This window comes from Streptomyces cavernae, assembly GCF_004023625.1.
In the GTDB taxonomy this organism is placed as follows: domain Bacteria; phylum Actinomycetota; class Actinomycetes; order Streptomycetales; family Streptomycetaceae; genus Streptomyces; species Streptomyces cavernae.
Window position 1 is genome coordinate 119,115 of sequence record NZ_RPDJ01000007.1, and the last position, 22,970, is coordinate 142,084.

20 protein-coding genes are annotated in these 22,970 nt (G+C 71.4%); 14 read left to right on the plus strand and 6 right to left on the minus strand.

Annotated features, from left to right (window positions below; all coding sequences use genetic code 11):
- The first annotated feature begins 50 nt into the window (after window positions 1-50).
- Window positions 51-2,774 (plus strand): DNA polymerase I, encoded by a 2,724-nt coding sequence (gene polA / locus EF387_RS18985; protein WP_128377763.1) that lies wholly within the window; start codon window positions 51-53, stop codon window positions 2,772-2,774.
- A 518-nt stretch (window positions 2,775-3,292) separates the two neighbouring features.
- A complete protein-coding gene (locus tag EF387_RS18990) occupies window positions 3,293-3,787 on the plus strand; it encodes a hypothetical protein (protein WP_128377764.1) in 495 nt (164 codons plus the stop codon).
- Here EF387_RS18990 and EF387_RS18995 read toward each other — a convergent pair.
- Window positions 3,690-4,562, minus strand: a complete 873-nt coding sequence (locus tag EF387_RS18995; RefSeq protein ID WP_128377765.1) for a DUF4184 family protein — start codon at window positions 4,560-4,562, stop codon at window positions 3,690-3,692. The two genes, EF387_RS18990 and EF387_RS18995, sit on opposite strands and share 98 nt — an antisense overlap.
- Window positions 4,563-4,918: 356 nt before the next feature.
- Here EF387_RS18995 and EF387_RS19000 point away from each other — a divergent pair, with 356 nt between their 5' ends.
- From EF387_RS19000 to pgfA, 3 genes are all read left to right on the plus strand, one after another.
- Window positions 4,919-6,673 carry a lytic transglycosylase domain-containing protein gene (locus EF387_RS19000; RefSeq protein ID WP_128377766.1) on the plus strand — a complete coding sequence of 585 codons (1,755 nt, stop codon included), beginning with the start codon at window positions 4,919-4,921 and terminating at the stop codon, window positions 6,671-6,673.
- Window positions 6,674-6,880: 207 nt separating this feature from the next.
- A complete protein-coding gene (locus EF387_RS19005; RefSeq protein WP_128377767.1) occupies window positions 6,881-7,015 on the plus strand; it encodes an SPW_0924 family protein in 135 nt (44 codons plus the stop codon).
- Between the two features lie 36 nt (window positions 7,016-7,051).
- On the plus strand, window positions 7,052-8,044 hold the full coding sequence (gene pgfA / locus EF387_RS19010; protein WP_128377768.1) for a cell envelope lipid trafficking protein PgfA: 993 nt from the start codon (window positions 7,052-7,054) through the stop codon (window positions 8,042-8,044).
- 63 nt (window positions 8,045-8,107) lie between these two features.
- On the opposite strand, the gene hrpB is transcribed toward pgfA, so the two are convergent.
- Window positions 8,108-10,627: an ATP-dependent helicase HrpB gene (gene hrpB / locus EF387_RS19015; RefSeq protein WP_128377769.1), complete on the minus strand. Its 2,520-nt coding sequence runs from the start codon at window positions 10,625-10,627 to the stop codon at window positions 8,108-8,110.
- Between the two features lie 4 nt (window positions 10,628-10,631).
- On the minus strand, window positions 10,632-11,471 hold the full coding sequence (locus EF387_RS19020; RefSeq protein WP_128377770.1) for a class I SAM-dependent methyltransferase: 840 nt from the start codon (window positions 11,469-11,471) through the stop codon (window positions 10,632-10,634).
- A gap of 396 nt (window positions 11,472-11,867) precedes the next feature.
- On the opposite strand from EF387_RS19020, the gene rpsA reads away from it, so the two are divergent.
- From rpsA to EF387_RS19040, 4 genes are all read left to right on the plus strand, one after another.
- Window positions 11,868-13,370: a 30S ribosomal protein S1 gene (rpsA, locus tag EF387_RS19025; protein WP_128377771.1), complete on the plus strand. Its 1,503-nt coding sequence runs from the start codon at window positions 11,868-11,870 to the stop codon at window positions 13,368-13,370.
- Window positions 13,371-13,735: 365 nt separating this feature from the next.
- Window positions 13,736-14,674, plus strand: a complete 939-nt coding sequence (locus EF387_RS19030; RefSeq protein WP_128377772.1) for a PAC2 family protein — start codon at window positions 13,736-13,738, stop codon at window positions 14,672-14,674.
- Between the two features lie 120 nt (window positions 14,675-14,794).
- Window positions 14,795-15,403 carry a dephospho-CoA kinase gene (gene coaE, locus EF387_RS19035; RefSeq protein ID WP_128377773.1) on the plus strand — a complete coding sequence of 203 codons (609 nt, stop codon included), beginning with the start codon at window positions 14,795-14,797 and terminating at the stop codon, window positions 15,401-15,403.
- 50 nt (window positions 15,404-15,453) lie between these two features.
- Window positions 15,454-15,834, plus strand: coding sequence for a tetratricopeptide repeat protein (locus EF387_RS19040; protein WP_128377774.1), 381 nt, complete (start codon window positions 15,454-15,456; stop codon window positions 15,832-15,834).
- Window positions 15,835-15,839: 5 nt separating this feature from the next.
- On the opposite strand, the gene EF387_RS19045 is transcribed toward EF387_RS19040, so the two are convergent.
- Window positions 15,840-16,106 carry a DUF6343 family protein gene (locus EF387_RS19045; RefSeq protein WP_128377775.1) on the minus strand — a complete coding sequence of 89 codons (267 nt, stop codon included), beginning with the start codon at window positions 16,104-16,106 and terminating at the stop codon, window positions 15,840-15,842.
- Between the two features lie 180 nt (window positions 16,107-16,286).
- Here EF387_RS19045 and EF387_RS19050 point away from each other — a divergent pair, with 180 nt between their 5' ends.
- Window positions 16,287-17,189 (plus strand): acyltransferase domain-containing protein, encoded by a 903-nt coding sequence (locus EF387_RS19050; RefSeq protein WP_128377982.1) that lies wholly within the window; start codon window positions 16,287-16,289, stop codon window positions 17,187-17,189.
- 195 nt (window positions 17,190-17,384) lie between these two features.
- A complete protein-coding gene (locus EF387_RS19055) occupies window positions 17,385-17,846 on the plus strand; it encodes a DoxX family protein (protein WP_128377776.1) in 462 nt (153 codons plus the stop codon).
- 113 nt (window positions 17,847-17,959) lie between these two features.
- On the opposite strand, the gene EF387_RS19060 is transcribed toward EF387_RS19055, so the two are convergent.
- Entirely contained in the window at window positions 17,960-18,496 is a 537-nt protein-coding gene (locus EF387_RS19060; RefSeq protein ID WP_128377983.1) for an RNA-binding S4 domain-containing protein, read from the minus strand.
- Between the two features lie 236 nt (window positions 18,497-18,732).
- Between EF387_RS19060 and EF387_RS19065 the strand changes: the two genes are divergently transcribed.
- Together EF387_RS19065 and pip are read left to right on the plus strand one after the other, a co-directional pair.
- A complete protein-coding gene (locus tag EF387_RS19065; RefSeq protein WP_128377777.1) occupies window positions 18,733-19,476 on the plus strand; it encodes a uracil-DNA glycosylase in 744 nt (247 codons plus the stop codon).
- Between the two features lie 10 nt (window positions 19,477-19,486).
- Window positions 19,487-20,467, plus strand: a complete 981-nt coding sequence (pip, locus tag EF387_RS19070) for a prolyl aminopeptidase (protein WP_128377778.1) — start codon at window positions 19,487-19,489, stop codon at window positions 20,465-20,467.
- A 174-nt stretch (window positions 20,468-20,641) separates the two neighbouring features.
- Here the strand turns inward: pip and EF387_RS19075 are convergent, their stop codons facing one another.
- Window positions 20,642-21,298: a GntR family transcriptional regulator gene (locus EF387_RS19075; protein ID WP_128377779.1), complete on the minus strand. Its 657-nt coding sequence runs from the start codon at window positions 21,296-21,298 to the stop codon at window positions 20,642-20,644.
- Between the two features lie 190 nt (window positions 21,299-21,488).
- Between EF387_RS19075 and EF387_RS19080 the strand changes: the two genes are divergently transcribed.
- On the plus strand, window positions 21,489-22,970 hold the full coding sequence (locus EF387_RS19080; RefSeq protein WP_128377780.1) for an NCS1 family nucleobase:cation symporter-1: 1,482 nt from the start codon (window positions 21,489-21,491) through the stop codon (window positions 22,968-22,970).

Consider the following 22,970-nt stretch of genomic DNA (forward strand, 5'->3'; position numbering starts at 1 on the left):
AGCGGTGCGGGCGGGCTCCGCTGTCAGTGGGCCGTGGCAGGATCGGAGGCGTGGCAGACACAGCATCGAAGAAGACCGAGAAGACCCCTGGCGGCGGCCGTCCGCGGCTGATGCTCATGGACGGGCATTCGCTGGCGTACCGCGCGTTCTTCGCGCTGCCCGCGGAGAATTTCACGACGGCGACGGGCCAGCCGACGAACGCGATCTACGGCTTCGCGTCGATGCTGGCGAACACGCTGCGCGACGAGGCGCCCACGCATTTCGCGGTGGCGTTCGACGTCTCCCGCAAGACGTGGCGCTCGGCGGAGTTCACGGAGTACAAGGCGAACCGCTCCTCGACCCCGGACGAGTTCAAGGGCCAGGTCGAGTTGATCTGCGAGTTGCTGGACGCGATGGGCGCGGCGCGGTTCGCGGTGGACGGCTTCGAGGCGGACGACATCATCGCCACGCTCGCCACGCAGGCCGAGGCCGAGGGCTTCGAGGTGCTGATCGTCACCGGTGACCGCGACTCCTTCCAGCTGGTCTCCGAGCACACGACGGTGCTGTATCCCACCAAGGGCGTCTCGGAGCTGACCCGGTTCACACCGGAGAAGGTGTTCGAGAAGTACGGGCTGACGCCGGCCCAGTATCCGGACTTCGCGGCGCTGCGCGGGGATCCGTCGGACAACCTGCCGGGCATTCCGGGGGTGGGTGAGAAGACGGCCGCGAAGTGGATCAACCAGTTCGGTTCGTTCGCGGAGCTGGTGGAGCGGGTCGAGGAGGTCAAGGGCAAGGCCGGGCAGAATCTGCGCGACCACCTGGAGGCGGTGAAGCTCAACCGCCGCCTCACCGAGCTGGACCGGCAGGTGGAGCTGCCGAAGCTGGTCACCGACCTGGAGCGTGCGGCGTACGACCGCAAGGCCGTCGCGATGGTCCTCGACACCCTGGAGATCCGTAACCCGTCGCTGCGGGAGCGGTTGTTCGCCGTCGACCCGGGCGGCGAGGAGGCCGAGGCCGCTCCGGTCGCCCAGGGTGTCGCGGTGGACGGGGTGGTGCTGGGCGCGGGTGAGCTGAAGCCGTGGCTCGCCGGGCACGGCGGGGCGGCGCTGGGTCTGGCGACAGTCGACTCCTGGTCGCTGGGGGCCGGTGCGGTGGCGGAGGTCGCGCTCGCGGCGGCCGACGGTGCCGCGGCCTGGTTCGATCCGGCGCGGCTGGACGAGGCCGACGAGAACGCGTTCGCGCAGTGGCTCGCCGATCCTGCCGCGCCGAAGGTGCTGCACAACGCGAAGGGTGTGATGCGGGTCTTCGCGGAGCACGGCTGGTCGGTGGAGGGCGTGTCCATGGACACCGCGCTCGCCGCCTACCTGGTCAAGCCGGGCCGGCGTTCCTTCGCGCTGGACGCCCTGTCGCTCGAGTACCTGGGCCGGGAGCTGGCGCCCGCGGCGGCGGCCGACGGGCAGCTGGCGTTCGGTGCGGACGAAGCCGCCGAGGCCGAGGCACTGATGGTGCAGGCCCGCGCGATCCTCGACCTGGGCGCGGCGTTCGAGGGGCGGCTCGTGGAGGTCGGTGCGGCGGACCTCATGCGGGATGTGGAGCTGCCCACGTCCGCCCTGCTGGCGCGTATGGAGCGGCACGGCATCGCCGCGGACCGGGCGCATCTGGAGGCCATGGAGCAGATGTTCGCGGGCGCCACGCAGCAGGCGGTGAAGGAGGCGCACGCGGCGGCGGGGCACGAGTTCAACCTGGGTTCGCCCAAGCAGCTCCAGGAGGTCCTCTTCGGTGAGCTGGCGCTGCCGAAGACGAAGCGGACGAAGACCGGCTACACCACGGACGCGGACGCGCTGGCATGGCTGGCCACGCAGACGGACAACGAACTGCCGGTGATCATGCTCCGGCACCGTGAGCAGGCGAAGCTTCGGGTCACGGTCGAGGGCCTGATCAAGTCGATCGCGGCGGACGGCCGTATCCACACGACGTTCAACCAGACCGTGGCGGCGACGGGCCGGCTCTCCTCGACGGACCCGAACCTGCAGAACATCCCGGTCCGTACGGACGAGGGCCGGGCGATCCGCCGCGGCTTCGTCGTCGGCGAGGGATTCGAGTCCCTCATGACCGCGGACTACAGCCAGATCGAACTCCGTGTGATGGCCCACCTCTCGGAGGACGAGGGCCTGATCGAGGCGTTCACTTCCGGCGAGGACCTGCACACGACGGCGGCCTCGCAGGTGTTCGGGGTCGACCAGTCCGCGGTGGACGCCGAGATGCGCCGCAAGATCAAGGCCATGTCGTACGGACTGGCGTACGGGCTGTCGGCGTTCGGCCTCTCCCAGCAGTTGAACATCGAGGCGGCCGAGGCCCGCGCCCTGATGGACGCGTACTTCGAGCGCTTCGGTGGCGTGCGGGACTACCTGCGCAGGGCGGTCGACGAGGCCCGGGCGACCGGGTACACGGCGACGCTCTTCGGGCGCCGCCGCTACCTGCCCGACCTCAACAGCGACAACCGCCAACGCCGCGAGGCGGCCGAGCGCATGGCCCTGAACGCCCCCATCCAGGGCACCGCGGCGGACATCGTCAAGATCGCCATGCTGAACGTGGACCGGGCACTGCGCGAGGCCGGTCTGACCTCCCGGATGCTTCTGCAGGTCCACGACGAGATCGTGCTGGAGATCGCTCCCGGCGAGCGGGCGAAGGCGGAGGAACTGGTCCGCCGCGAAATGGCGGGCGCGGTCCGGCTCCGGGCGCCGCTGGACGTCTCGGTGGGCTCGGGCGCGGACTGGGAGTCCGCGGCGCACTAGCCTGCGGCTCGCCGGGCCGCCCCGGGGTGACCACGCTGGGCTCACCCCGGGCCCCGCCCCCTGCGGTGTCTGCCGTGCGGCGGCCGTGGTGGCTGTCGTCCGGCCCGTGCGGGGTTGCCGTCCGGCCCCTGCGGGGTCCTGATTTCCGGCCCTGCGGGGGTTGCCGTCCGCGCTCTGCGGTGGCTGCTGTCCGGTTCCTGCTGTCCGCTCCGTGCGGGTGTGGTGGCTGTCGTCCGGCCCGTGCGGTCTGTTGTCCGGTCCCTGCTGTCCGGCCCGTGCGGGTCTGTTGTGGATCCCCGCTGTCCGGCCCGCACGGGGTCTGTTGTCCGGTCCCTGCGGGGTCCTGCTGTCCGGCCTCCGCGGGGGCCCTGCCGTCCGGCCTCCTCGGCGTCTCCCGTCCGGCTCCGGGGCGCCGGCCCCGTCACGGGTGGCGCAGGGGCTTGTCCTCGGCATGGCGCGTCACCCGCGCGGCCCCCGAGAAAAGGCCGCTCGGCAGGGACGGCGTCAGGATGCCTCGCATGAGGGTTCGTACCAGGCACCGCCGGTTGGCGGCAGGCGCGGCGGTGGTCGTCGCGTTGCTGGTGCCCATAGCCGTCGGTGCCGCCGGTGCCAGACGGGCGCGCGCCCCGGCGGCACTGTGCCGCTCCGCACGCGACCCCCGTCTCACCGCCCGGCCCCCCGCCCCGCTGCCGGGCAGGGGCACCGCGGTCATCGCCGTCCACGACAGCACGATCGATCCGGTCTGCGCCTTCGCCAACGAGCGCCGTCGCCCGCGACCCGTCGAGCGCCGCCGCCCGCGGCCCGCCGAGCGCCGGTGGCGGACCGTCCGGGCCCGCGGCCGACTGGTCCGGCTCCTGGTCCTGGCGCGCACGCGAGCGGCGTTCCGGCGCAGGAACCTCGCCCAGCGCCGTGGCCTCAGCGACGAGCGGGCCGGCCCGGCTCCGTACGGGACGACGCCGGACCCGAACCGGCCGGAACCGCGGGCGGGACCGGAACCGGACGCCACACCCTGACCCCGACGCCGTACAGCAGCAGTCCCAGGACCAGCCCGGCCCCCGCCCCGAAGCAAAGCGTCGGAATGATCTCCCAGGGCTTGGCGACCGACCCCCAGTACTCCCACCACCGCACCGTGCGCTGCACCGCCGCGACCGTCATGCACCCGGCGATGACCGCACAGGCCAGCCACCGGTCCCGCGCCGACAGTGCCGGGAGCCCCGCGGGGACCTCGGCCGGCATCCGGCGCAGGGCGCGAGCCACGAAGACCGCGATCACCAGGGCCGCCACCGCCGAACCCCCGTACTGCAGGTACCAGTACAGCGGTGATCCGGCGAACTCCTGGCCCAGCACGGGAAACAGGCGCATCCCCCACCGGTCGAGGTGGGTGAACGCGTCCCAGACGACATGAGTCAGCGCGCCGAGGGCCGCGGAGACGTACCACCACAGCGCGAGCGCGGGAGTCGGGCGGCCACGGGGGACACCGCAGCGCACCAGTGCGCCGACCCGCCCCCGCCAGGAATGCGGAAGCAGCGCCACCAGTGGTTCGCGCAGCATCAGCCACAGACCCACGAGCGCCCAGGTGATCAGCACGTCGACGGTGAACACCCCGGGGAAGGAGTGCGTGATGTCACCGAACTCCATGGCGTCGGGCAGCGCACTGGCCGCGTAGTAGGTCATATCGGGTGCGAACGACCCGGCGACGAGGACCGCGGGCACCAGCCGTCCGCGCCCGCCGCCGTCCCCGCGCACCCCGGGGAGCACCGCTGCGGCATGGCTGAGAGTGAACGGCAACTGGGCCCCCTGGTACTAGCGTTGGCCGGAGCCGGCCTGGCCCCTGTGATCAATGACGTTCAGTATGCGGCGGACGTTCCGTGACAGCGGAACGCCGTGAAAGTCCACAGGGAACGCACAGGGAACGCCTCCGTGCCGCCCGAGAAAAAACAATGTCGGAAACGGGAGGCGGACAACCGGTGAAAATCGGGCGTCAACCGGTGTTCCTGCAAAAGAAGTTGTCGTAGTGTCGCCTGGGTCGTCGCGCTTGGGGAATGCGGACCGACAACACACAGCCAGGTAATCAAGGAACAGCAACACCCAAGGAAACGCGCCCAGTGGAGCGCGGGCCGTCGTCGACAGGAGGGGTTCACTCAATGGGGGCGCAAGTGGGCAGGAGGCTGACAAGGACGGCGGCGACCACCGCTGTGGCAGCCGCCGCGGTGGCGGCGCTGACCGCCTCCCAGGCACCCGGCGTGGCCGACGTGGGCAGTGGTGAGACCGCGACGAGCCAGCCTTCGCCCGACGGGACCGGTGGGGGCGGCGACAGTACCGCGACGGGCGGTTCGCCGTACTACACCGATCTGCCGCCGCTCAACACCCCCAGCCCCTCGCCCACTTCGGGCAACGGTGGCACGTCCGCGCCCGGCGGGGAGGAGCACGCCGGCATACCGGCCACCGTCCTCGACGCCTACAAGAGGGCCGCGACGGCGCTGGGCGAGTCCAAGCCCGGCTGCAACCTGCCCTGGGAACTCCTCGCGGCCATCGGCAAGGTGGAGTCGGGCCAGGCCCGTGGCGGCAACGTCGACGCCGACGGCACCACGATCAGCCCGATCCTCGGCCCGGTCCTCAACGGCAACGGCTTCGCGAACATCAGCGACACCGACAATGGCGCCTACGACAACGACAGCACCTACGACCGCGCCGTCGGGCCCATGCAGTTCATCCCGTCGACGTGGAGCAGTTGGGGCCGGGACGGAAACGGCGACGGAGAGAAGAACCCCAACAACATCTACGACGCCGCTCTCGCCGCCGCGAACTACCTCTGCGCCGGCAACCGCGACCTGTCCGTGAGCTCCCAGCTGAAAGCCGCGATCCTCAGCTACAACCGCTCGACGGAGTACCTCAACACGGTCCTGTCCTGGCTGGAGTACTACCGCAAGGGCACGCACGAGGTGCCGGACGGTACGGGTGTGCTGCCGAAGTCGCCGACGCCCACGGGCGGATCGGGCTCCGGCTCGGGTTCCGGGTCGGGTTCGGGTTCCGGCGGGCCCAAGCCGTCGGACAGCCCCGCGAACCCGCCGAGCCCCGGGCCTTCCCCGAAGCCCGGCGGCACCCCGAAGCCGAGCCCCGGGGACCCCACGACGCCCAAGCCGCCCACGCCACCGGCGACCCCGCCCACCCCCACCGACACGGTGGACCACCTCGAGGACGCCGGTACCGGCAAGCTCACCGCCATGGCGGGCGACACCTTCGCCGAGAAGATCACCGTGCGGCCCGAGACCGAGGACGGCGAGGCGGTGGCGAGGGTCAGGATCCGGTTCGTCATCACCGGCGGCACCGACACCACGTTCGCGGGCGGCGAGAAGGTCGCCACGATCCTCACCTCCGCGGCGGGCACCGCGACCGCGCCCGCACTCGTCGCGGGGGAGGAGACCGGCGACTTCCAGGTGAGCGCCTCCGTCGTCGGCCGCACCCTGCCGGCCGTCAACTACGCCGCGACCGTCACCGCCCGTGCCGCCGACACCCTCGCCCGCACCACGGACACCGCGCTGACCTGCGTCGCGGGCGGGGAGTTCGCGAACGCCGTCGAGGTCAAGGCCACCTACGACGGTGCCGCCGCGGACGGTGTCGCGGCCACCGCGACGCTGATCAAGGCTGCGGACGACGCCACGGAGAACGACAAGGGCCCCTACTTCAAGGACGCGGACGGCAAGACGGTCCGCACGCTAACCGGCCTCAAGACCGACGCCGACGGTCTGCTGAAGCTCCCGAAGCTGTACGCGGACGACACCGCCGGCACGTACCTGCTGCGCATCACCACCACGGGCGGGGCGACGCTGACGGTGGAGCTGAAGGTGACGGCCGCGGCCACGGACACGCCTTCGCCTTCGGCGAGCGCCACGCCGTAACCCGAACGCGGCTGCCCTGCGGTAAGCCGGTACGGCCGTACGTCCCAGAGGGCGCCCTCCGCCATGCGGCGGGGGGCGCCCTCGTCCGCGTCCGCGTGCATGCGTGAACGCGGGTGTGTGCGACGTGTTCTCATCTCGCCCACCCGTTGCTACCGTGCCGGACCTGACGATGTATCAGGTATCGGTGTCGTACGCCGGGAGGCCCGCATGCGCGCCCTCATCGCCGCCGCGATCGGTCTCGCGGCCGCGTTCGCCCTGGTGCTCACGGTCACGGCCCTGGGCTCACCGTCCGGCAGGACGTCCCCCGAGCCGCTGCTGACCACGGTCCCCGCACATCCGTAGCGGCACGCCTGCCGCACGCACAGGGAGGACGCCGAGATGCGCCGCAAGGCCAGTCTGATCCTGCTCGCCCTCGCCGTGTTCTGCACGGCGTTGTCCCCGCTGCTGCGCTTCTACGCCTTCCCCAGGCTCGCCAAGATCCCCGCCGAGCGCTACCAGACCATGGTCCTGGAGGCGAAACCCGCGACTCTTCTCGACTACGGCACCATGCGGGCCAAGAAGGTCTCCAAGGTCACCATCGTGCAGACCCTCCGGGGCAACGTGGAGGCCTCCGAGCGGATCGAGGAGTCGGCGGGTCGCGACGTGGTCGTCTGGGACGGGCTGTCCTACGTGCAGGGGCCCGACGGGAAGATGGTCTCCAAGCTCCCCGAGCGGTACATCTTCGACGCCCACACCCAGGAACCCGTCCACGCCACCGGGGAGATGGTCGACGGCGACCCGGTAAAACGGCAGGGCATCGAGTTCAAGTGGCCGTTCCTGACCGAGAAGCGGGCCTACGAGTACTTCGACGCGCAGACCCGCACCAGCGCGCCCATCCACTACAAGGGCACCCGTGACTTCCGCGGCCTCGAGGTCTACTACTTCGAGCAGACCATCCCCTGGACGAAGGTGCCCTTCCCCAAGGTGATGCCCGTCGAGGGCATCACCCCGGAGTTCGTGGCCGGCACGGGAACGACCCGCTGGTACAGCACCGTCCGCAAGTTCTGGGTCGAGCCCGTGACCGGAGCACCTGTCTACGGCGAGGAGATCCACAAGGAGGAACTGCGCGGCGGCACCCTCCTGGGGGACCGCGACAAGGTCACCGCCTTCGCCGGGCACGTGAAGATGCGCGAGGACTACATCAGGTCGACGGTCGACCTGGTCAAGTCCCAGCGCCTGCTGGTCCTGCTGTTCACGACGTACCTGCCCTGGGGCCTGCCCCTGGTGGGCGCGGGCCTGCTGTCGTTGTCGCTGTACCTGGAGGCACGCGGCCGCCGCCCGGGCGACCCGGAACAGTCGGCGGTGGCGGAACCGGAGCCCGTCAACGCCTGAGGCAGGTGTGAACGTCAGCGCCCGAGCGGGTCAGCGAGGCCGGGGTGAGCGCCTGAGCGGGCGTCAGCGCTTGAGGCGGGCGTTGGTGTGCCGGGTCGGCTGGGCGGTCGCCGGGTCCTCGGGCCACGGGTGCTTCGGGTACCGCCCGCGCAGCTCCGCGCGCACGGCGCGGTAGCCGTCCCGCCAGAAGGAGGCGAGGTCGGCGGTGACGGCCGCGGGACGGCCTGCGGGGGACAGCAGGTGCACCAGTACGGGGACGCCGGCGATGCGCGGTGTCTCGGCCAGCCCGAACATCTCCTGGAGCTTCACCGCGAGGACGGGCCGGTCCGGCTCCGCGTAGTCGACCCGGATCCTGGACCCACTGGGGACCTCGATGCGCTCCGGGGCGAGTTCGTCGAGCCGGGCGGCGTCCCCGGACGACCACGGGAGCAGCCGCGCGAGCTGCTGCCCCGCGTCGAGCCGGGCCAGGTCGGCGCGCCGGCGGGCGCGGCTCAGCTCGGGCTCCAGCCATTCGTCCACGCGGGCGTGCAGCGCCTCGTCACGGACATCGGGCCAGGGGGCGCCCAGGTGCCGGTGGAGGAAGGCGAGCCGCTGCCGCAGCACCTCGGCGTCCCGCGACCATCGCAACAGACCCAACCCCTCCTGCCGCAGCCCCGCGAGGAGGGCCTCGCGGACGAGCCCGCCGTCGGGTTCGGCGAGGGGCCGCACGGTCAACTCCACGGCTCCGAGCCGCTCGACGCGCCGGGCCACGACATCCCCGCCGTCCCACGCGACCTGCACCTCGTCCCGGCGCAGGGCCCCACCGGCCCTCAGGGCCAGGCCCTCGTCGACGGCGGCACCGAGCCGCACGCGCGCGTGCCCCGCACCCACGCTCCGGTCGGCCACCGCCACGGCGATCCACTCCGCCCCGCGCAACCCCTCACCCACCTCCGCCCGCGTCCCGGACGCCATGAGGTACGAATCTCCCTGGCTGCCCTGGCTGCGGGCGATCCGCTCGGGATGGGCCAGGGCCGCGACGAGACCGGCCACGCCCTCGTCGCCGAGCGCCCTCCTTCTGCCCGCTCCGCCCGCCCCGGAACCGGCGGGGGAGAGGCGGCGGAGACGGTCTGCCTCGGTGCGCCAACGGGTGGCGTAGGCGTCCCTCGCGCGGCGGGCGGTGCGCCACGCCGCCGCGAGGTCGGTGCCGTACTCCCGCGGTGGTTCCTCGCTGAGCAGGGCCACCACCTCGGCGGCCCGTTCGGTGCCCACCTCGTCGGCGGCGTCCAGCAGGGCCCGGGCCAGCCGCGGATGCAGACCGAGCCGGGACATGGCCACCCCGCGCTCCGTGGCCCGGCCCCCGGAGTCCACCGCGCCGATCGCGGTCAGCACCTTCCGCGCCGCGGCGAGCGCACCCCGCGGCGGCGGGTCCAGCAACGCCAGCCCCGAGGCGTCGGGGTCGCCCCAGCAGGCCGCCTGGAGCGCGAACGCCGTGAGGTCGGCCAGTTCGATCTCCGGCGCCGGGAAGCGCGGCAGGCGCGCGTCCTCGGCCTCCGGCCAGCACCGGTACACCGTGCCCGGGGCCTGCCGCCCGGCGCGGCCCGCGCGCTGGCGCCCCGCGGCACGGGAGGCCCGTACGGTCGTCAGCGCGCTCAGACCCCGCGCGTGGTCCACGCGTGGTTCCCGGGCGAGCCCCGAGTCCACGACGACCCGCACCCCGGGAACCGTCAGCGACGACTCCGCCACCGCCGTCGCGAGGACCACCCGGCGCCGCGCGCCGGGGGACAGCACCGCGTCCTGCACGGCCGCCGGCGCCCGTCCGTGCACCTGCAGCACCTCGACCGCCCCCAGGTCACCGAGCTGCCCAGCGACCCGGGCGATCTCGCCGACGCCGGGCAGGAAGCACAGTACGTCGCCCTCGCGCTCGGCCAGCGCGCGCCGTACCACCGACGCCACATGCGCCGGCAGTGCCGGATCGACCCGCATCCCGTGCGGTGGCCGCAGCGGGCGCGCGGACGGCGCCCACACCACCTCCACGGGATACGACACGCCCTCGGCGGCGACCACCGGCACGTCGCCCAGCAGCCGCGCCCACCCCTCGGCGTCGGTGGTCGCCGAAGCCGCCACCAGCCCCAGCTCCGGCCGCAGCGTCGCCCGTACGTCCAGCAGGAACGCCGCCACGGTGTCCGCGTCCAGATGCCGCTCGTGGCACTCGTCGAGGACGACCACGTCGACACCCGCGAGTTCGGGGTCCCGTTGCAGCCGCTGCAGGAGCACACCGGTCGTGACGACCTCCACGCGCGCGTGGCGCCCCACGACCCGCTCGCCGCGCACGGTGTACCCGACGCTGTTTCCGGCCGTTTCACCGAGCAGCCACGCCATCCGCCGCGCCGCGGCCCGGGCCGCGATCCGCCGTGGCTCCGCCACCACCACCCGGCGCGCCGGCCCCTCGCCCAGCAGCCCCGCCAGGGCGAGCGGCACGAGCGTCGTCTTGCCGGTGCCGGGCGGCGCGACGAGGACTGCCCCGCCGTGCGCGTCGAGGGCGTCGTACAGGGTGGGCAGGACGGCACGGACCGGCAGCGCGTCCAGCGCGTCGACACGGATCACGTGCTCAGTCCCGTACGCAGACGAATATCGCCGTTCCCGGGATCAGGTTCCCGCGCAACGGGGACCAGCCGCCCCACTCGGAGGTGTTCCACGCCGGCCACTCCGGCTCGACCAGGTCCACCAGCCGGAAACCCGCCGCCACGACGTCCCGCACCCGGTCGCCGACGGTCCTGTGATGCTCGACGTAGACCGCGCGGCCCTTTTCGTCCTGCTCCACGTACGGCGTGCGGTCGAAGTACGAGGCGGACACGCTCAGCCCCTCCGGGCCGGGCTCGTCCGGGAACGCCCAGCGGATCGGATGGGTGACGGAGAAGACGAACCGGCCGCCCGGGCGCAGTACCCGGTGGACCTCCTTCAGGACCCTGACCGGGTCGGCGACGAAGGGCAGCGCGCCGTAGGCGGAGCAGGCCAGGTCGAAGGAGGCGTCGGCGAACGGCAGGGCGCCCGCGTCCGCCTGCACCAGCGGGATCGCGCCCCCGATCCGCAGCGCGTGCTGCAGCTGCCGGTGCGAGAGGTCCAGCGCCACCGGACGGGCGCCCCGGCCGGACAGCCAGCGCGAACACTGCGCCGCCCCTGCCCCGATCTCCAGGACGTCCTTGCCCTTCAGCTCCTCGGGCGGACCGAGGAGTTCGGCCTCCACCTCGTCGAGCCCCTCGGGACCCCACACGAAACGGTCGTCCCCGAGGAACGTGCCGTGCTCCACCTGGTAGTCGTCCGCGTTGCGGTCCCACCAGCCCCGGTTGGCGCGCACGCTCTCGGTGACGTCGGCGTCGCGGCGGGTCGCCTCCGGCTCGGGCAGCGCGAAGTCTTCACGGTCGTGACGGTCTTGGATGATCGGCTCCATCGTCGTATTCTCCGGTCGGACCGGTCGCGGACCTGCGGGGCATCCCCTGTGGTAGCCGGCACCGCGGAGCCTGGTGGGCCCCCTGTGGCCTTCTGCGGTGTGGCCTGATGCGACCGTTCTTGTGCCGGGTTTGCGGCAATCCGCCCCGGGTGTGCGCCTTCGCGCATTGACCCTGTCCGGCCGCCCCCGTATGCTACAAGTTGCGCTGCGGGCCTGCGCTCCTCAGACGTAGCAGGCTGCGCTCGCATCTGTTGTATGTCCCCTCGGTTGTCGAGGCGCCGTCCCCGGATCACCGGGTCGGCGCTTCCTTGGCTGTCCGGCTTCTGCAGAGCGAAAAGGGCTCTCGGCGCAAGCAGTGCCTACGACTTCAATGTCCGTACCGGAGCCCTTTCCCACATGACGAGCAGCACCGAGACCACCGCCACCACCCCGCAGGTAGCGGTCAACGACATCGGTAACGAGGAAGCCTTCCTCGCAGCGATCGACGAGACGATCAAGTACTTCAACGACGGCGACATCGTCGACGGCGTCATCGTGAAGGTCGACCGGGACGAGGTCCTGCTCGACATCGGTTACAAGACCGAAGGCGTCATCCCGAGCCGCGAGCTCTCGATCAAGCACGATGTCGACCCGAACGAGGTCGTCGCCGTCGGCGACGAGATCGAGGCCCTGGTCCTCCAGAAGGAGGACAAGGAAGGCCGCCTGATCCTCTCGAAGAAGCGCGCCCAGTACGAACGTGCCTGGGGCACCATCGAGAAGATCAAGGAAGAGGACGGCATCGTCACCGGTACGGTCATCGAGGTCGTCAAGGGTGGTCTCATCCTCGACATCGGCCTCCGTGGCTTCCTGCCGGCCTCCCTCGTCGAGATGCGCCGCGTCCGCGACCTCCAGCCCTACGTGGGCAAGGAGCTCGAGGCCAAGATCATCGAGCTGGACAAGAACCGCAACAACGTGGTCCTGTCCCGCCGTGCCTGGCTGGAGCAGACCCAGTCCGAGGTCCGCCAGACGTTCCTCACGACCCTCCAGAAGGGTCAGGTCCGTTCCGGTGTGGTCTCCTCCATCGTCAACTTCGGTGCCTTCGTGGACCTGGGTGGCGTCGATGGTCTGGTCCACGTCTCCGAGCTGTCCTGGAAGCACATCGACCACCCGTCCGAGGTTGTCGAGGTCGGCCAGGAGGTCACCGTCGAGGTCCTCGACGTCGACATGGACCGCGAGCGCGTCTCCCTGTCGCTGAAGGCGACCCAGGAAGACCCGTGGCAGCAGTTCGCCCGCACCCACCAGATCGGCCAGGTCGTGCCCGGCAAGGTCACGAAGCTGGTTCCGTTCGGTGCGTTCGTCCGCGTGGACGAGGGCATCGAGGGTCTGGTCCACATCTCCGAGCTGGCCGAGCGCCACGTGGAGATCCCGGAGCAGGTCGTCCAGGTCAACGACGAGATCTTCGTCAAGGTCATCGACATCGACCTCGAGCGCCGTCGCATCAGCCTCTCGCTGAAGCAGGCCAACGAGTCCTTCGGTGCCGACCCGGCGTCGGTCGAGTTCGACCCGACCCTGTACGGCATGGCCGCGTCGTACGACGACCAGGGCAACTACATCTACCCCGAGGGCTTCGACCCCGAGACCAACGACTGGCTCGAGGGCTACGAGAAGCAGCGCGAGGAGTGGGAGCGCCAGTACGCCGAGGCGCAGACTCGCTTCGAGCAGCACCAGGCGCAGGTCATCAAGTCCCGCGAGGCGGACGCCCAGGCCGCTGCCGAGGGCGGCGACGCCGCGGGTGGGGCTCCGGCCGCGTCCGGTGGCGGCGGGTCGTACTCCTCCGAGGGCGGCGACAACTCCGGCGCGCTGGCGTCGGACGAGGCACTGGCCGCGCTCCGCGAGAAGCTCGCGGGCGGCCAGAGCTGAAAGCTCGCCGCTGAGCGTTGACCGCTGACTGAGGCCCGCACCCACGAGGGTGCGGGCCTCAGTGCTGTGCTCGCGATAAGCCCGCTGTGCTCGCGGCAAGGCCTGCTGTGCTCGCGAGAGGCCCGCCTGCGCTCGCGAAAGCCCGCCGTGCCACGTTGCTTCACGGACAGGACAGACCGGCCCGCTGTGCTCATGAGTCCGGGACCGGTCCGCTGTGTTGACGAAGCCCCGGGACCGGCCGACAGCGGGCCGGCCGGTCCGAGAAGGCGGTAAGCGGCAAGAGGTACGGGGGAAGCGGTTCGGGGCGGGAATGCTTCTCCCACGGGGTGTGTTGAGCTGTACGAACACGAGGAGGAGCGGTCACAGTGCTTGATCCGCAGGGTTTGTACGCATGGGAGCCGAAGGGGCTGGCCGTCGTCGACGTGGCGCTGGCCCAGGAGTCGGCTGGACTGGTCATGCTCTACCACTTCGACGGATACATCGACGCGGGGGAGGCCGGCGACCAGATCGTCGAACGGCTGCTCGACTCGCTGCCGCACCAGGTCGTGGCCCGCTTCGACCACGACCGGCTCGTGGACTACCGGGCCCGCCGCCCCCTGCTCACCTTCAAGCGCGACCGCTGGGCCGCCTACGAGGAACCCACGATCGATGTGCGGCTCGTCCAGGACGCCACCGGCGCGCCGTTCCTGCTGCTGTCCGGACCGGAGCCGGACGTTGAGTGGGAGCGCTTCGCCGCCGCCGTCCAGCAGATCGTGGAACGGCTCGGCGTACGGCTGTCGGTGAACTTCCACGGCATCCCGATGGGCGTCCCGCACACCCGCCCGGTGGGCGTCACCCCGCACGGCAACCGCGTCGACCTGGTCCCCGGCCACCGCAGCCCCTTCGACGAGGCCCAGGTCCCCGGCAGCGCCGAGGCCCTCGTCGAGTACCGCCTCATGGAGGCCGGGCACGACGTCCTCGGCGTCGCCGCGCACGTCCCGCACTACATCGCCCGCTCCCCGTACCCGGACGCCGCGCTCACCGTCCTGGAGGCCATCACCGCGGCCACCGGTCTGGTGCTGCCCGGCATCGCGCACGCCCTGCGTACCGAGGCCCACCGCACCCAGACCGAGATCGAGCGCCAGATCCGGGAAGGCGACGAGGAACTGGTTGCACTCGTCCAGGGCCTTGAGCACCAGTACGATGCGGCGGCGGGCGCCGAGACCCGCGGCAACATGCTCGCCGAGCCCGCCGACATCCCCTCCGCCGACGAGATCGGCCGCGAGTTCGAGCGTTTCCTCGCGGAACGCGAGGGCGACGGCTGACCCGGCGCCGAACGGGAGACCGAGGGTGACGGCCGGCCCGGCGCCGAACGGGACACCGAGGACTTGGGCCTGGGGGACCTGGGGCGGATGCCGTCCCCGTCAGGCCCTAAGCTGCCGGTCATGCTGACAGTAGGCCTGACCGGTGGTATCGGCTCCGGCAAGAGCGAGGTGTCGCGGCTGCTCGTGGAGGCGGGAGCCGTACTGATCGACGCGGACCGCATCGCACGGGAGGTCGTGGCGCCCGGCACACCCGGGCTCGCCGCGGTCGTCGAGGCCTTCGGCGAGGGGGTTCTCGCGCCGGACGGCAGCCTGGACCGCCCCAAGCTGGGCTCGATCGTCTTCGCCGACCCCGACCGCCTCGCCGTACTGAACTCGATCGTGCACCCCCTGGTGGGCGCCCGCTCCCACGCACTCGAAACCGCCGCCCCCGAGGACGCCGTCGTCGTCCACGACGTACCGCTGCTCGCCGAGAACGCCCTGGCACCCCGGTACGACCTCGTGATCGTCGTGGACGCGTCCCGCGAGACCCAGCTGGACCGTCTGGTCCGCCTGCGGGGTATGACCGAGGCGGACGCACGCGCGCGGATGGCCGCACAGGCCACCCGGGAGAAGCGCCTGGAGATCGCGGACGTCGTGATCGACAACAACGGTTCCCTCGAGCAGCTCCAGCGCCGCGTACGGGACGTATGGGCGGATTTGGTGCGACGGGCCACCGAACGAACGGAATAGAGCTTCCTGTTCCGGGCGTTGAAGGGGCGCAGCAAGGGAAGGAATCGGCCGTGCCCGACACCAGCGGATCCACCGGACGTACTCCGGAGACGCACGTCATCGACTTCCGTGCCGCGGAGCAACTGCTCGCCGCGCGGGACCCTCAGGGTGCGGTGAAACTTCTCGACGGAGTCATCGACGCCCACCCGGAGAACACGGCGGCGCGGCTGCTGCGTGCGCGTGCCTTCTTCGCTGCCGCACAACTGCGACCCGCCGAGCTGGAGTTCACGATCGTCCTGGAGCGTGAGCCGGACAACGCGTTCGCGCACTTCGCGCTCGCCCGGACCTATGAGCGCCGGGGCCGCCCCGAGCAGGCCAAGCGGCACTTCCGGCTGGCGGCGGCGCTGGACCCGAAGCCCGAGTACCTGACGGCGGCACGGTTCGATTCCTGAGTCCCTCACCGGCTGTCGTGTTCCGGCGGCGGGTACGGCGGAACGTCCGGGCCCGGCTGGTAGTGCGGTCCCTGACGGATGTGCCGCAGGACCACCGCCAGGTCCACGGTGACGATCAGCCACAGTGCCCCGCACGCGGCGGCCCAGCCGGGCCGCCCCACGAGGGCGAACGCCACCGTCCCCGCGACCGCCCAGACCAGCCCCCACACACTGAGCCAGAGGCGCAGCCGCAGGGCACTGCGCGCGGTCGTCGGTTCACTGCCCGTACGCATGGCGATCACTACTCCCACTCGGAAACGTACTCTTCGTCGTGGACGTTGCAAGGGACGACCGACACATCCACCGAAGGACGGCGGGACGGGACTGTGCTGCTGGACGCACTGCGGGCGGACGAGAAGCTGGCCGGCTGGCTGAAGGACCTGGAGAGCTCGGACGCGCCGGGCGTGGCGGCGGTGCTGCCGGGCGCGGACGACCTGCCGGAGATCCTGCTGGACCTGGCCGTGCCGCACGAGGACATCAACGAACTGGTCGCGTTGCGCGGGCGGCTGGCAGCCGACCCGCAGGCGATGGACCTCCTTCAGCGATGCGTCGGCGTCTTCGTGCACCACATGGGGCAGATCGACCGGCGGATGGAAATGCGACTCCTCCCCGAGTCACTGGGGCCGCTGGGACGCTGTTTCCACGTGTTCGTCTTCGTGATGTCGCTGCCCTTCGTGCGCGCCTACCACGAGGAGCGCGGGATCCCGGCCGAGGTGTCGCGGCGGACCCTCGCCGACCTCGGCCGGAACATGGAGGTCCAACGCAGGCGGACGGGCACGTACGGGCTGCTGGTGCCGTGGTGGATCTCCCTGCACTTCCACGGGGAGCTGTACCAGCTGGGGCGGCTGCAGTTCCAGCGGGCGCGGCTCGGGGAGCGCACCGCGAAGGGGATCAGGGAGGCGGGGCGGGACGTCGGCCCGGGCGACCTGTGCCTGAGCGTGCACATCCCCGACCACCGGGGCCCGCTGTCACCCACGGCCTGCGACCGGTCGCTCGCGCTCGCCGCGGAGTTCTTCGCCCGCCACTACCCGGAGGAGCGCTACGAGGTGGCGGTGTGCCACTCCTGGCTGCTCGACCGGCAGTTGCAGCGCTACCTGTCCGCCGAGTCCAACATCGTCCGTTTCCAGAAGCGGTTCCGGACCGCGTATGAGGAGACCGAGCCGAACGACACCGGTCCCGTCGCGTTCGTCTTCGGCGACCCAGACCTGCCGGTGGCCCAACTGCCCGGGCGCAGCAGCGTGGAACGGGCGGTCGGGGACCATCTGCGGGCGGGCGGCCACTGGTACACCGGGCACGGCTGGTTTCCTCTGTCGTGACGTGATGCCCTCCGTTGTCGTGACGGCGATGCCCTCCGGTGTCGTTACGGGCGGGAGTTCTGGGTTCGTGGCGGCGGGAGTTCTGTATTCGTGACGCGGGGAGTTCTGGTCCCGTGGCGGCGATGAGTTCTGGGCGGTGGTCCGGTCTACCTCTGTGACAGCCACACGGCACTGCTTCACACCAGAGGGGACCTCATGTCCGAGACCACCGCTTCCGTCACCCACACAGCTTCCGCCTCCGCGATCGCCCGGAGCACGACGCCGACCGCCGTGAGCCGCCGGGCGGAACTCGGCCTGCGCGGACTGCAGATCGTGCTCGCGCTCTTCTACGGCGTCGCCAGCGCCTTCCCCAAACTGATCGCGCACCCGTCGGCCGCCGAGAGCTTCGAGAAGATGGGCTGGGGCAGCGCGGGCATGTACACCATCGGCGCGCTGGAACTGGCCGGGGCGATCGCGCTGGTAATACCGCTGCTGTCCTCGGTGTCCGCGGTGGCGCTGAGCGCGCTGATGGTCGGGGCGTTCATCACTCAACTCACGGTCTTCGACGGCCAGTACGCGGCGACACCAGTGATCCTGATGGTCCCGCTGACTCTGATCGCGTGGGCTCGTCGCGGGCAGACCGTCCGGCTGCTGCGGCTGATACGCAGTCGGGTGTGACGGCTGCCGGGCGTCGGCGCGGGAGTGTTCGCTCCCCCGACCGGTCCGCGTCCTCGACAACGCCGGACGGGCTGGTGAACACCAGCCCGTCCGGCGTTTTCACAGGAGTCCGGTCATTGTCCCTGGCTGCCGAAGCCGCCCCTTGCGCCGCCCGCTCCGCGCAGGCGTTCCATCTCGCGGCGGTCGCGCTTGGTGGGGCGGCCCGTGCCACGGTCGCGGACACCGGCCGGGGCGACGGCCTCGCGCGGGGGCGGCGGCGGGGAGTTGTCGACATAGCATTCGGCCGCGACCGGGGCTCCGACCCGTTTGCGGATCAGCCGCTTCACGACGACGATCCGCTCCCGGCCCGCGTGCCGCAGCCGGACCTCGTCGCCGACGCGCACGGCGTACGCGGGCTTCACACGCTCCCCGTTCACGCGGACGTGACCGCCCTTGCAGGCGGTCGCACCCATGGACCGCGTTTTCACAAGCCGCACGGACCAGATCCAGCTGTCGATCCGTACGGTGCCACCCTCGGCGGGCCCCGCGGCCTCGGCGGCGGCCACCGTGGCGGCGGATCCGCCCTGTCGGCCCTGCCCGCCCGATGCCGCACGCTCGGCGCCGGAGTCGCCCGGCCCGGCGAAGTCCTCCTGCCCGGCGGACTCGTCCAGCCCGCGCGAGCCTTCCCGCCCGGTGGAGTCGCCCTGCCCGGCGGTGGCCCCCCGCTCGGCAGGAGCACCTCGCTCCGCAGCGGCGCCCCGCCCACCGGAGGCGTTCCGCTCGCCGGAGGCGCTCCGCCCATCAGAGGCGCTTCGCGTCTCCTCCACCACCTCGTGCGCACCTTCAGAAGCCATACCTCGACCTTAGTCCCCGGTCGCACGGCGGGCCCCGGTCGTACGGTTGTCGCATGGAAGGCGGGCTCGGGGAACTGGATCGGCGGATCGTGGGCTGTCGGGCCTGCCCGCGTCTCGTGGCATGGCGGGAAGAGGTGGCGCGGACCAGGCGGGCCGCCTTCGCCGACTGGACTTACTGGGGCCGCCCGGTGCCCGGCTTCGGGCCGGCCGACGCCTCGCTGCTGGTCATCGGCCTCGCACCCGCCGCGCACGGCGCCAACCGTACCGGCCGGATGTTCACCGGGGACCGTTCCGGCGACGTGCTGTACGCCGCGCTGCACGACCTGGGACTCGCCTCCAGCCCGGTCGCCGTGAGCGCCGACGACGGGCTGACCCTGCGCGGTGTGCGCATCACTTCGCCCGTGCACTGCGCTCCGCCGGCGAACAAGCCGACGGTCGGGGAGCGCGACGCCTGCCGGCCCTGGCTGGTCCGGGAGCTGACGCTGCTGCGGCCCACCCTGCGGGCCGTCGTGGTGCTGGGGGCGTTCGGCTGGCAGGCCGCGCTGCCCGCCCTCGCCGAGGCGGGCTGGACCGTGCCCCGGCCGCGCCCCGCCTTCGCGCACGCCGCCCGCCACACCCTCGACGCCCTGGACGGCGAGCCGGGCAGGCTGGAACTCTTCGGCTGCTTCCACGTCAGCCAGCGCAACACCTTCACCGGACGGCTCACCCCCGACATGCTGCGGGACGTGCTGCGCGCTGCGGCACGGGCGGCGGGGCTGCCGGAAAATGACCGCCCTCCGGGCGCCCGACGGGGCTAGGGTCGCGCGGGTGACTCTCTACCCGGACACAGAACCGTACGAGCACGGCATGCTCGACGTCGGCGACGGCAACCACGTCTACTGGGAGACCTGCGGCAATCCGGACGGTAAGCCCGCCGTCGTGCTGCACGGCGGACCGGGTTCCGGCTGCACCCCCTACTTCCGGCGGTTCTTCGATCCGGCCGCGTACCGGATCGTCCTGCTGGACCAGCGCGGCTGCGGCCGTTCGACACCGCACGCGAGCGTGTACGAGACCGACATGAGCGTCAACACCACCGCTCATCTCATAGCCGACCTCGAACGGTTGCGCGTGCATCTGGGTATCGAACGGTGGCTGGTGTGGGGCCTCTCGTGGGGGTCCGTGCTCGGGCTGCGGTACGCGCAAGTGCACCCGGCGGTCGTGTCCGAACTGGTGCTCACTTTGGTCGCCACCGGATCGAACGCCGAAGTGGCCCTGTTGACCAGGGGGTTGGGGAAGATCTTCCCGGAGGCGTTCGAACGGTTCGTCGCCGAGGTGCCGGAGGGGGAGCGGAACGGCGATCTGGCCGCCGCGTACAACCGGCTGATCGAGTCGCCCGACCCAGAGGTGCGGGCGCGGGCCGCGCGGGCTTGGACCGACTGGGAAACGGCCATCGTCCCCGCGCCACCACGCTCGGTCGAACGCTACGAGGACCCGGTGTTCCGTATGGCGTTCGCGCGGACCGTCACCCACTACTTCGGCAACGACCACTTCCTCGGCGAGGGCAACGGCGAGGGCGAGGGCGAGGGCGAGGGGGTGGTGCTGCGGGACGCGCCGCTGCTCGAGGGCATACCCGGCACCCTCATCCAGGGCAGCCTCGACCTCGGCAATCTGCTGGGCACCGTGTGGCGGCTGCGGCAGTACTGGCCAGGCAGTGAGCTGGTCGTGGTCGACGAGGTGGGGCACAACGCGGGCGCGCCGGCGATGGCCGAGGCGCTGGTCGCGGCCACGGACAAGTACGCCCTGCGCTGATCCGGTCGGCCCGGTGCGCTGAACCGTCCGGCCTGGCTCCGGTCGGCCCGGTGCGCTGAACCGTCCGGACTGGCTCCGGTCGGCCCGGTGCGCTGAACCGTCCGGCCTGGCTCCGGTCGGCCCGGTGCGCTGAACCGTCCGGCCTGGCCCCGCTCCGGTCCGGCCGGTCCGGTGCTAGTCCGTCCCGTTCTCCTCGAACAGATGGCGCACGGTCGAGCGGTAGTTGGCCTGGACGTGGGCAAGGGCGTGGGCGCGGGCCTTGTCCGGGTCGCCGGAGGCGATCGCCTCGTACAGTTCGCGGTGTTCGGCGAGGAGCTGCGGCCACTCCTCGTTCCGCCGGGTCAGCCAGCGCAACCGGCCGTCGACAGGGTCCATCACGGAGATCAGCAGACCGTTGCCGGCCATGGCGAGGATGCGGTCGTGGAAGCGGGTGTTGATGTCGGTGATCGCCTCGGCGTCCCCGACGGCCGTGGCTGCCGCGGCCTCCTCCAGCAGCATCGAGAGGTCCGCGAGGGCCTGGGGGGTGGCGCGGGCGGCGGCGAGGCCGGTCGCGTAGACCTCCAGGGCCTCGCGCAGTTCGAAGAGCTCCTTGACGTCCGTCGGGGTCAGCCTGCGTACGACCGTGCGGCGCGGGGTCTCGAAGTGCACGAAGCCCTCGCCGACCAGCGCCCGGATCGCCTCCCGCACCGGCACCCGGGACACCCCGAAACGCTCGGCCAGCTCCCGCTCCACGAGCCGGTCGCCGGGCCGCAGCCGGCCGGCGATGATGTCCTGCCGCAACTCCACCAGGACACGCTCGCGCACTGCCCCCAGCGGTTCCACCGTCGTCATGGGGCCATCTTCTCCGACCGGCGGGTGTTCGCCGACCGGCGGGTGTTTTACGGATCCGTAACCGTACGGACATGGCCAGGAACCATCGACAGCGAGACCATGGCGTGCACGTTTGGTATACCAAAGTGGTTGCCGGACCACCCCCACAGCAGCGACAGTGCCCTCCGTCCCCTCGCCTCGTGGAGGCCTCGTGTCCCTCGCCGACCGTGCCGAAGCCACCGGCACCCCAGCGTTCGTCCCCGACCCCCGCCTCACCAACGAAGACCTGGCGCCCGCCACCGAGCGCAAGTGGAAGGTCTTCGACCTCTTCGCCCTGTGGATGTCCGATGTCCACAACCTCGGCAACTACACCTTCGCCGCCGGACTGCTGGTCCTCGGCATGAACGTCTGGCAGGTCTTCACCTCCCTGCTCGTGGGCTTCGTGCTCATCTACATCGGGATGAACTGGATGGGCAGGATCGGGCAGCGCCACGGCGTGCCTTTCCCGGTCGTCAGCCGGATCAGCTTCGGTGTCTGGGGCGCCAACATCCCCGCTCTGATCAGAGCCGTGATCGCCATCATGTGGTACGGCATCCAGACCTACCTCGCGTCCGTCGCCGTCAACGTGATGCTGCTCGCCGCGTGGCCGGGCCTCGAGTCCTGGACGCACAGTTCCTTCCTCGGGCTCCACGCGCTCGGCTGGGTCTCCTTCGTCTCACTCTGGATCATCCAGGCGCTGATCATCAGCCAGGGCATGGAGTCGGTGCGCAAGTTCCAGGACTTCTGCGGTCCGGCCATCTGGATCGTGATGATCGCGCTCGCCGTGTGGATCCTCGCCAAGGCCGGCTGGACCATCTCGCTCACGACCACCCCGCACCCGGTGTCCGCCGGCGAGCAGTGGCGGCAGTGGTTCGGCGCGATCGGGCTGATTCTCGCCACGTACGGCACGCTGATGCTCAACTTCTGCGACTTCTCGCGCTTCGCGCCCGACTACCGGACCGTCAAGCGGGGCAACTTCTGGGGCCTGCCGATCAACTCGACGGCCTTCGTCGTCGTCTCGGTCATCGTCACGGCCGGTTCGCTGGAGGTCTTCGGCGAGGCCATCACCGACCCGGCCGAACTCGTCGCCAAGGTCGGCAACACCTGGATCCTGGTCCTGGCCGCGCTGACCTTCGCCATCGCCACCATGGGCGTCAACATCGTCGCCAACTTCGTCTCGCCGGCGTACGACCTGGCCAACGTCTGGCCGCAGAAGATCACCTTCAAGGTCGGCGGCATGATCAGCACGGTCGCCGCGCTGGTGGTGACCCCGTGGAACCTCTTCTCCAACCCCACCGTCGTCAACTACTTCCTCGGTGGTCTCGGTGCCTTCCTCGGCCCGCTGTTCGGTGTGATCATGCTGGACTACTTCTGGGTCAAGCGCGGACGCATCGACGTCGACGAACTGTTCAACGCCGAGCCGGGATCCCGCTACTACTACCGCAAGGGCGTCAACCCGAAGGCGCTGTGGGCGTTCCTGCCCGCGGCGGCGGTGTCGGCGGTGCTCGCGCTCGTGAAGGACTTCAGCGCCGTGGCCCCGTACTCGTGGTTCATCGGTACCGCGCTGGCGGCCGTCCTGTACGGGCTGCTGTGCCGCCCCGAGCGCGCCGCCGCCACGGCCGCGACCCCCGAGCCCACGGCCGTGGAGGGCTGA

Coding starts and splice junctions, on each gene's coding strand:
- EF387_RS18990 (WP_128377764.1), top strand. CDS start 3,293: ATGAGGGTTCGTACCAGGCACCGCCGGTTGGCGGCAGGCGCGGCGGTG.
- EF387_RS19000 (WP_128377766.1), top strand. CDS start 4,919: ATGGGGGCGCAAGTGGGCAGGAGGCTGACAAGGACGGCGGCGACCACC.
- EF387_RS19005 (WP_128377767.1), top strand. CDS start 6,881: ATGCGCGCCCTCATCGCCGCCGCGATCGGTCTCGCGGCCGCGTTCGCC.
- pgfA (WP_128377768.1), top strand. CDS start 7,052: ATGCGCCGCAAGGCCAGTCTGATCCTGCTCGCCCTCGCCGTGTTCTGC.
- EF387_RS19020 (WP_128377770.1), bottom strand. CDS start 11,471: ATGGAGCCGATCATCCAAGACCGTCACGACCGTGAAGACTTCGCGCTG.
- rpsA (WP_128377771.1), top strand. CDS start 11,868: ATGACGAGCAGCACCGAGACCACCGCCACCACCCCGCAGGTAGCGGTC.
- coaE (WP_128377773.1), top strand. CDS start 14,795: ATGCTGACAGTAGGCCTGACCGGTGGTATCGGCTCCGGCAAGAGCGAG.
- EF387_RS19045 (WP_128377775.1), bottom strand. CDS start 16,106: ATGCGTACGGGCAGTGAACCGACGACCGCGCGCAGTGCCCTGCGGCTG.
- EF387_RS19055 (WP_128377776.1), top strand. CDS start 17,385: ATGTCCGAGACCACCGCTTCCGTCACCCACACAGCTTCCGCCTCCGCG.
- EF387_RS19065 (WP_128377777.1), top strand. CDS start 18,733: ATGGAAGGCGGGCTCGGGGAACTGGATCGGCGGATCGTGGGCTGTCGG.
- EF387_RS19075 (WP_128377779.1), bottom strand. CDS start 21,298: ATGACGACGGTGGAACCGCTGGGGGCAGTGCGCGAGCGTGTCCTGGTG.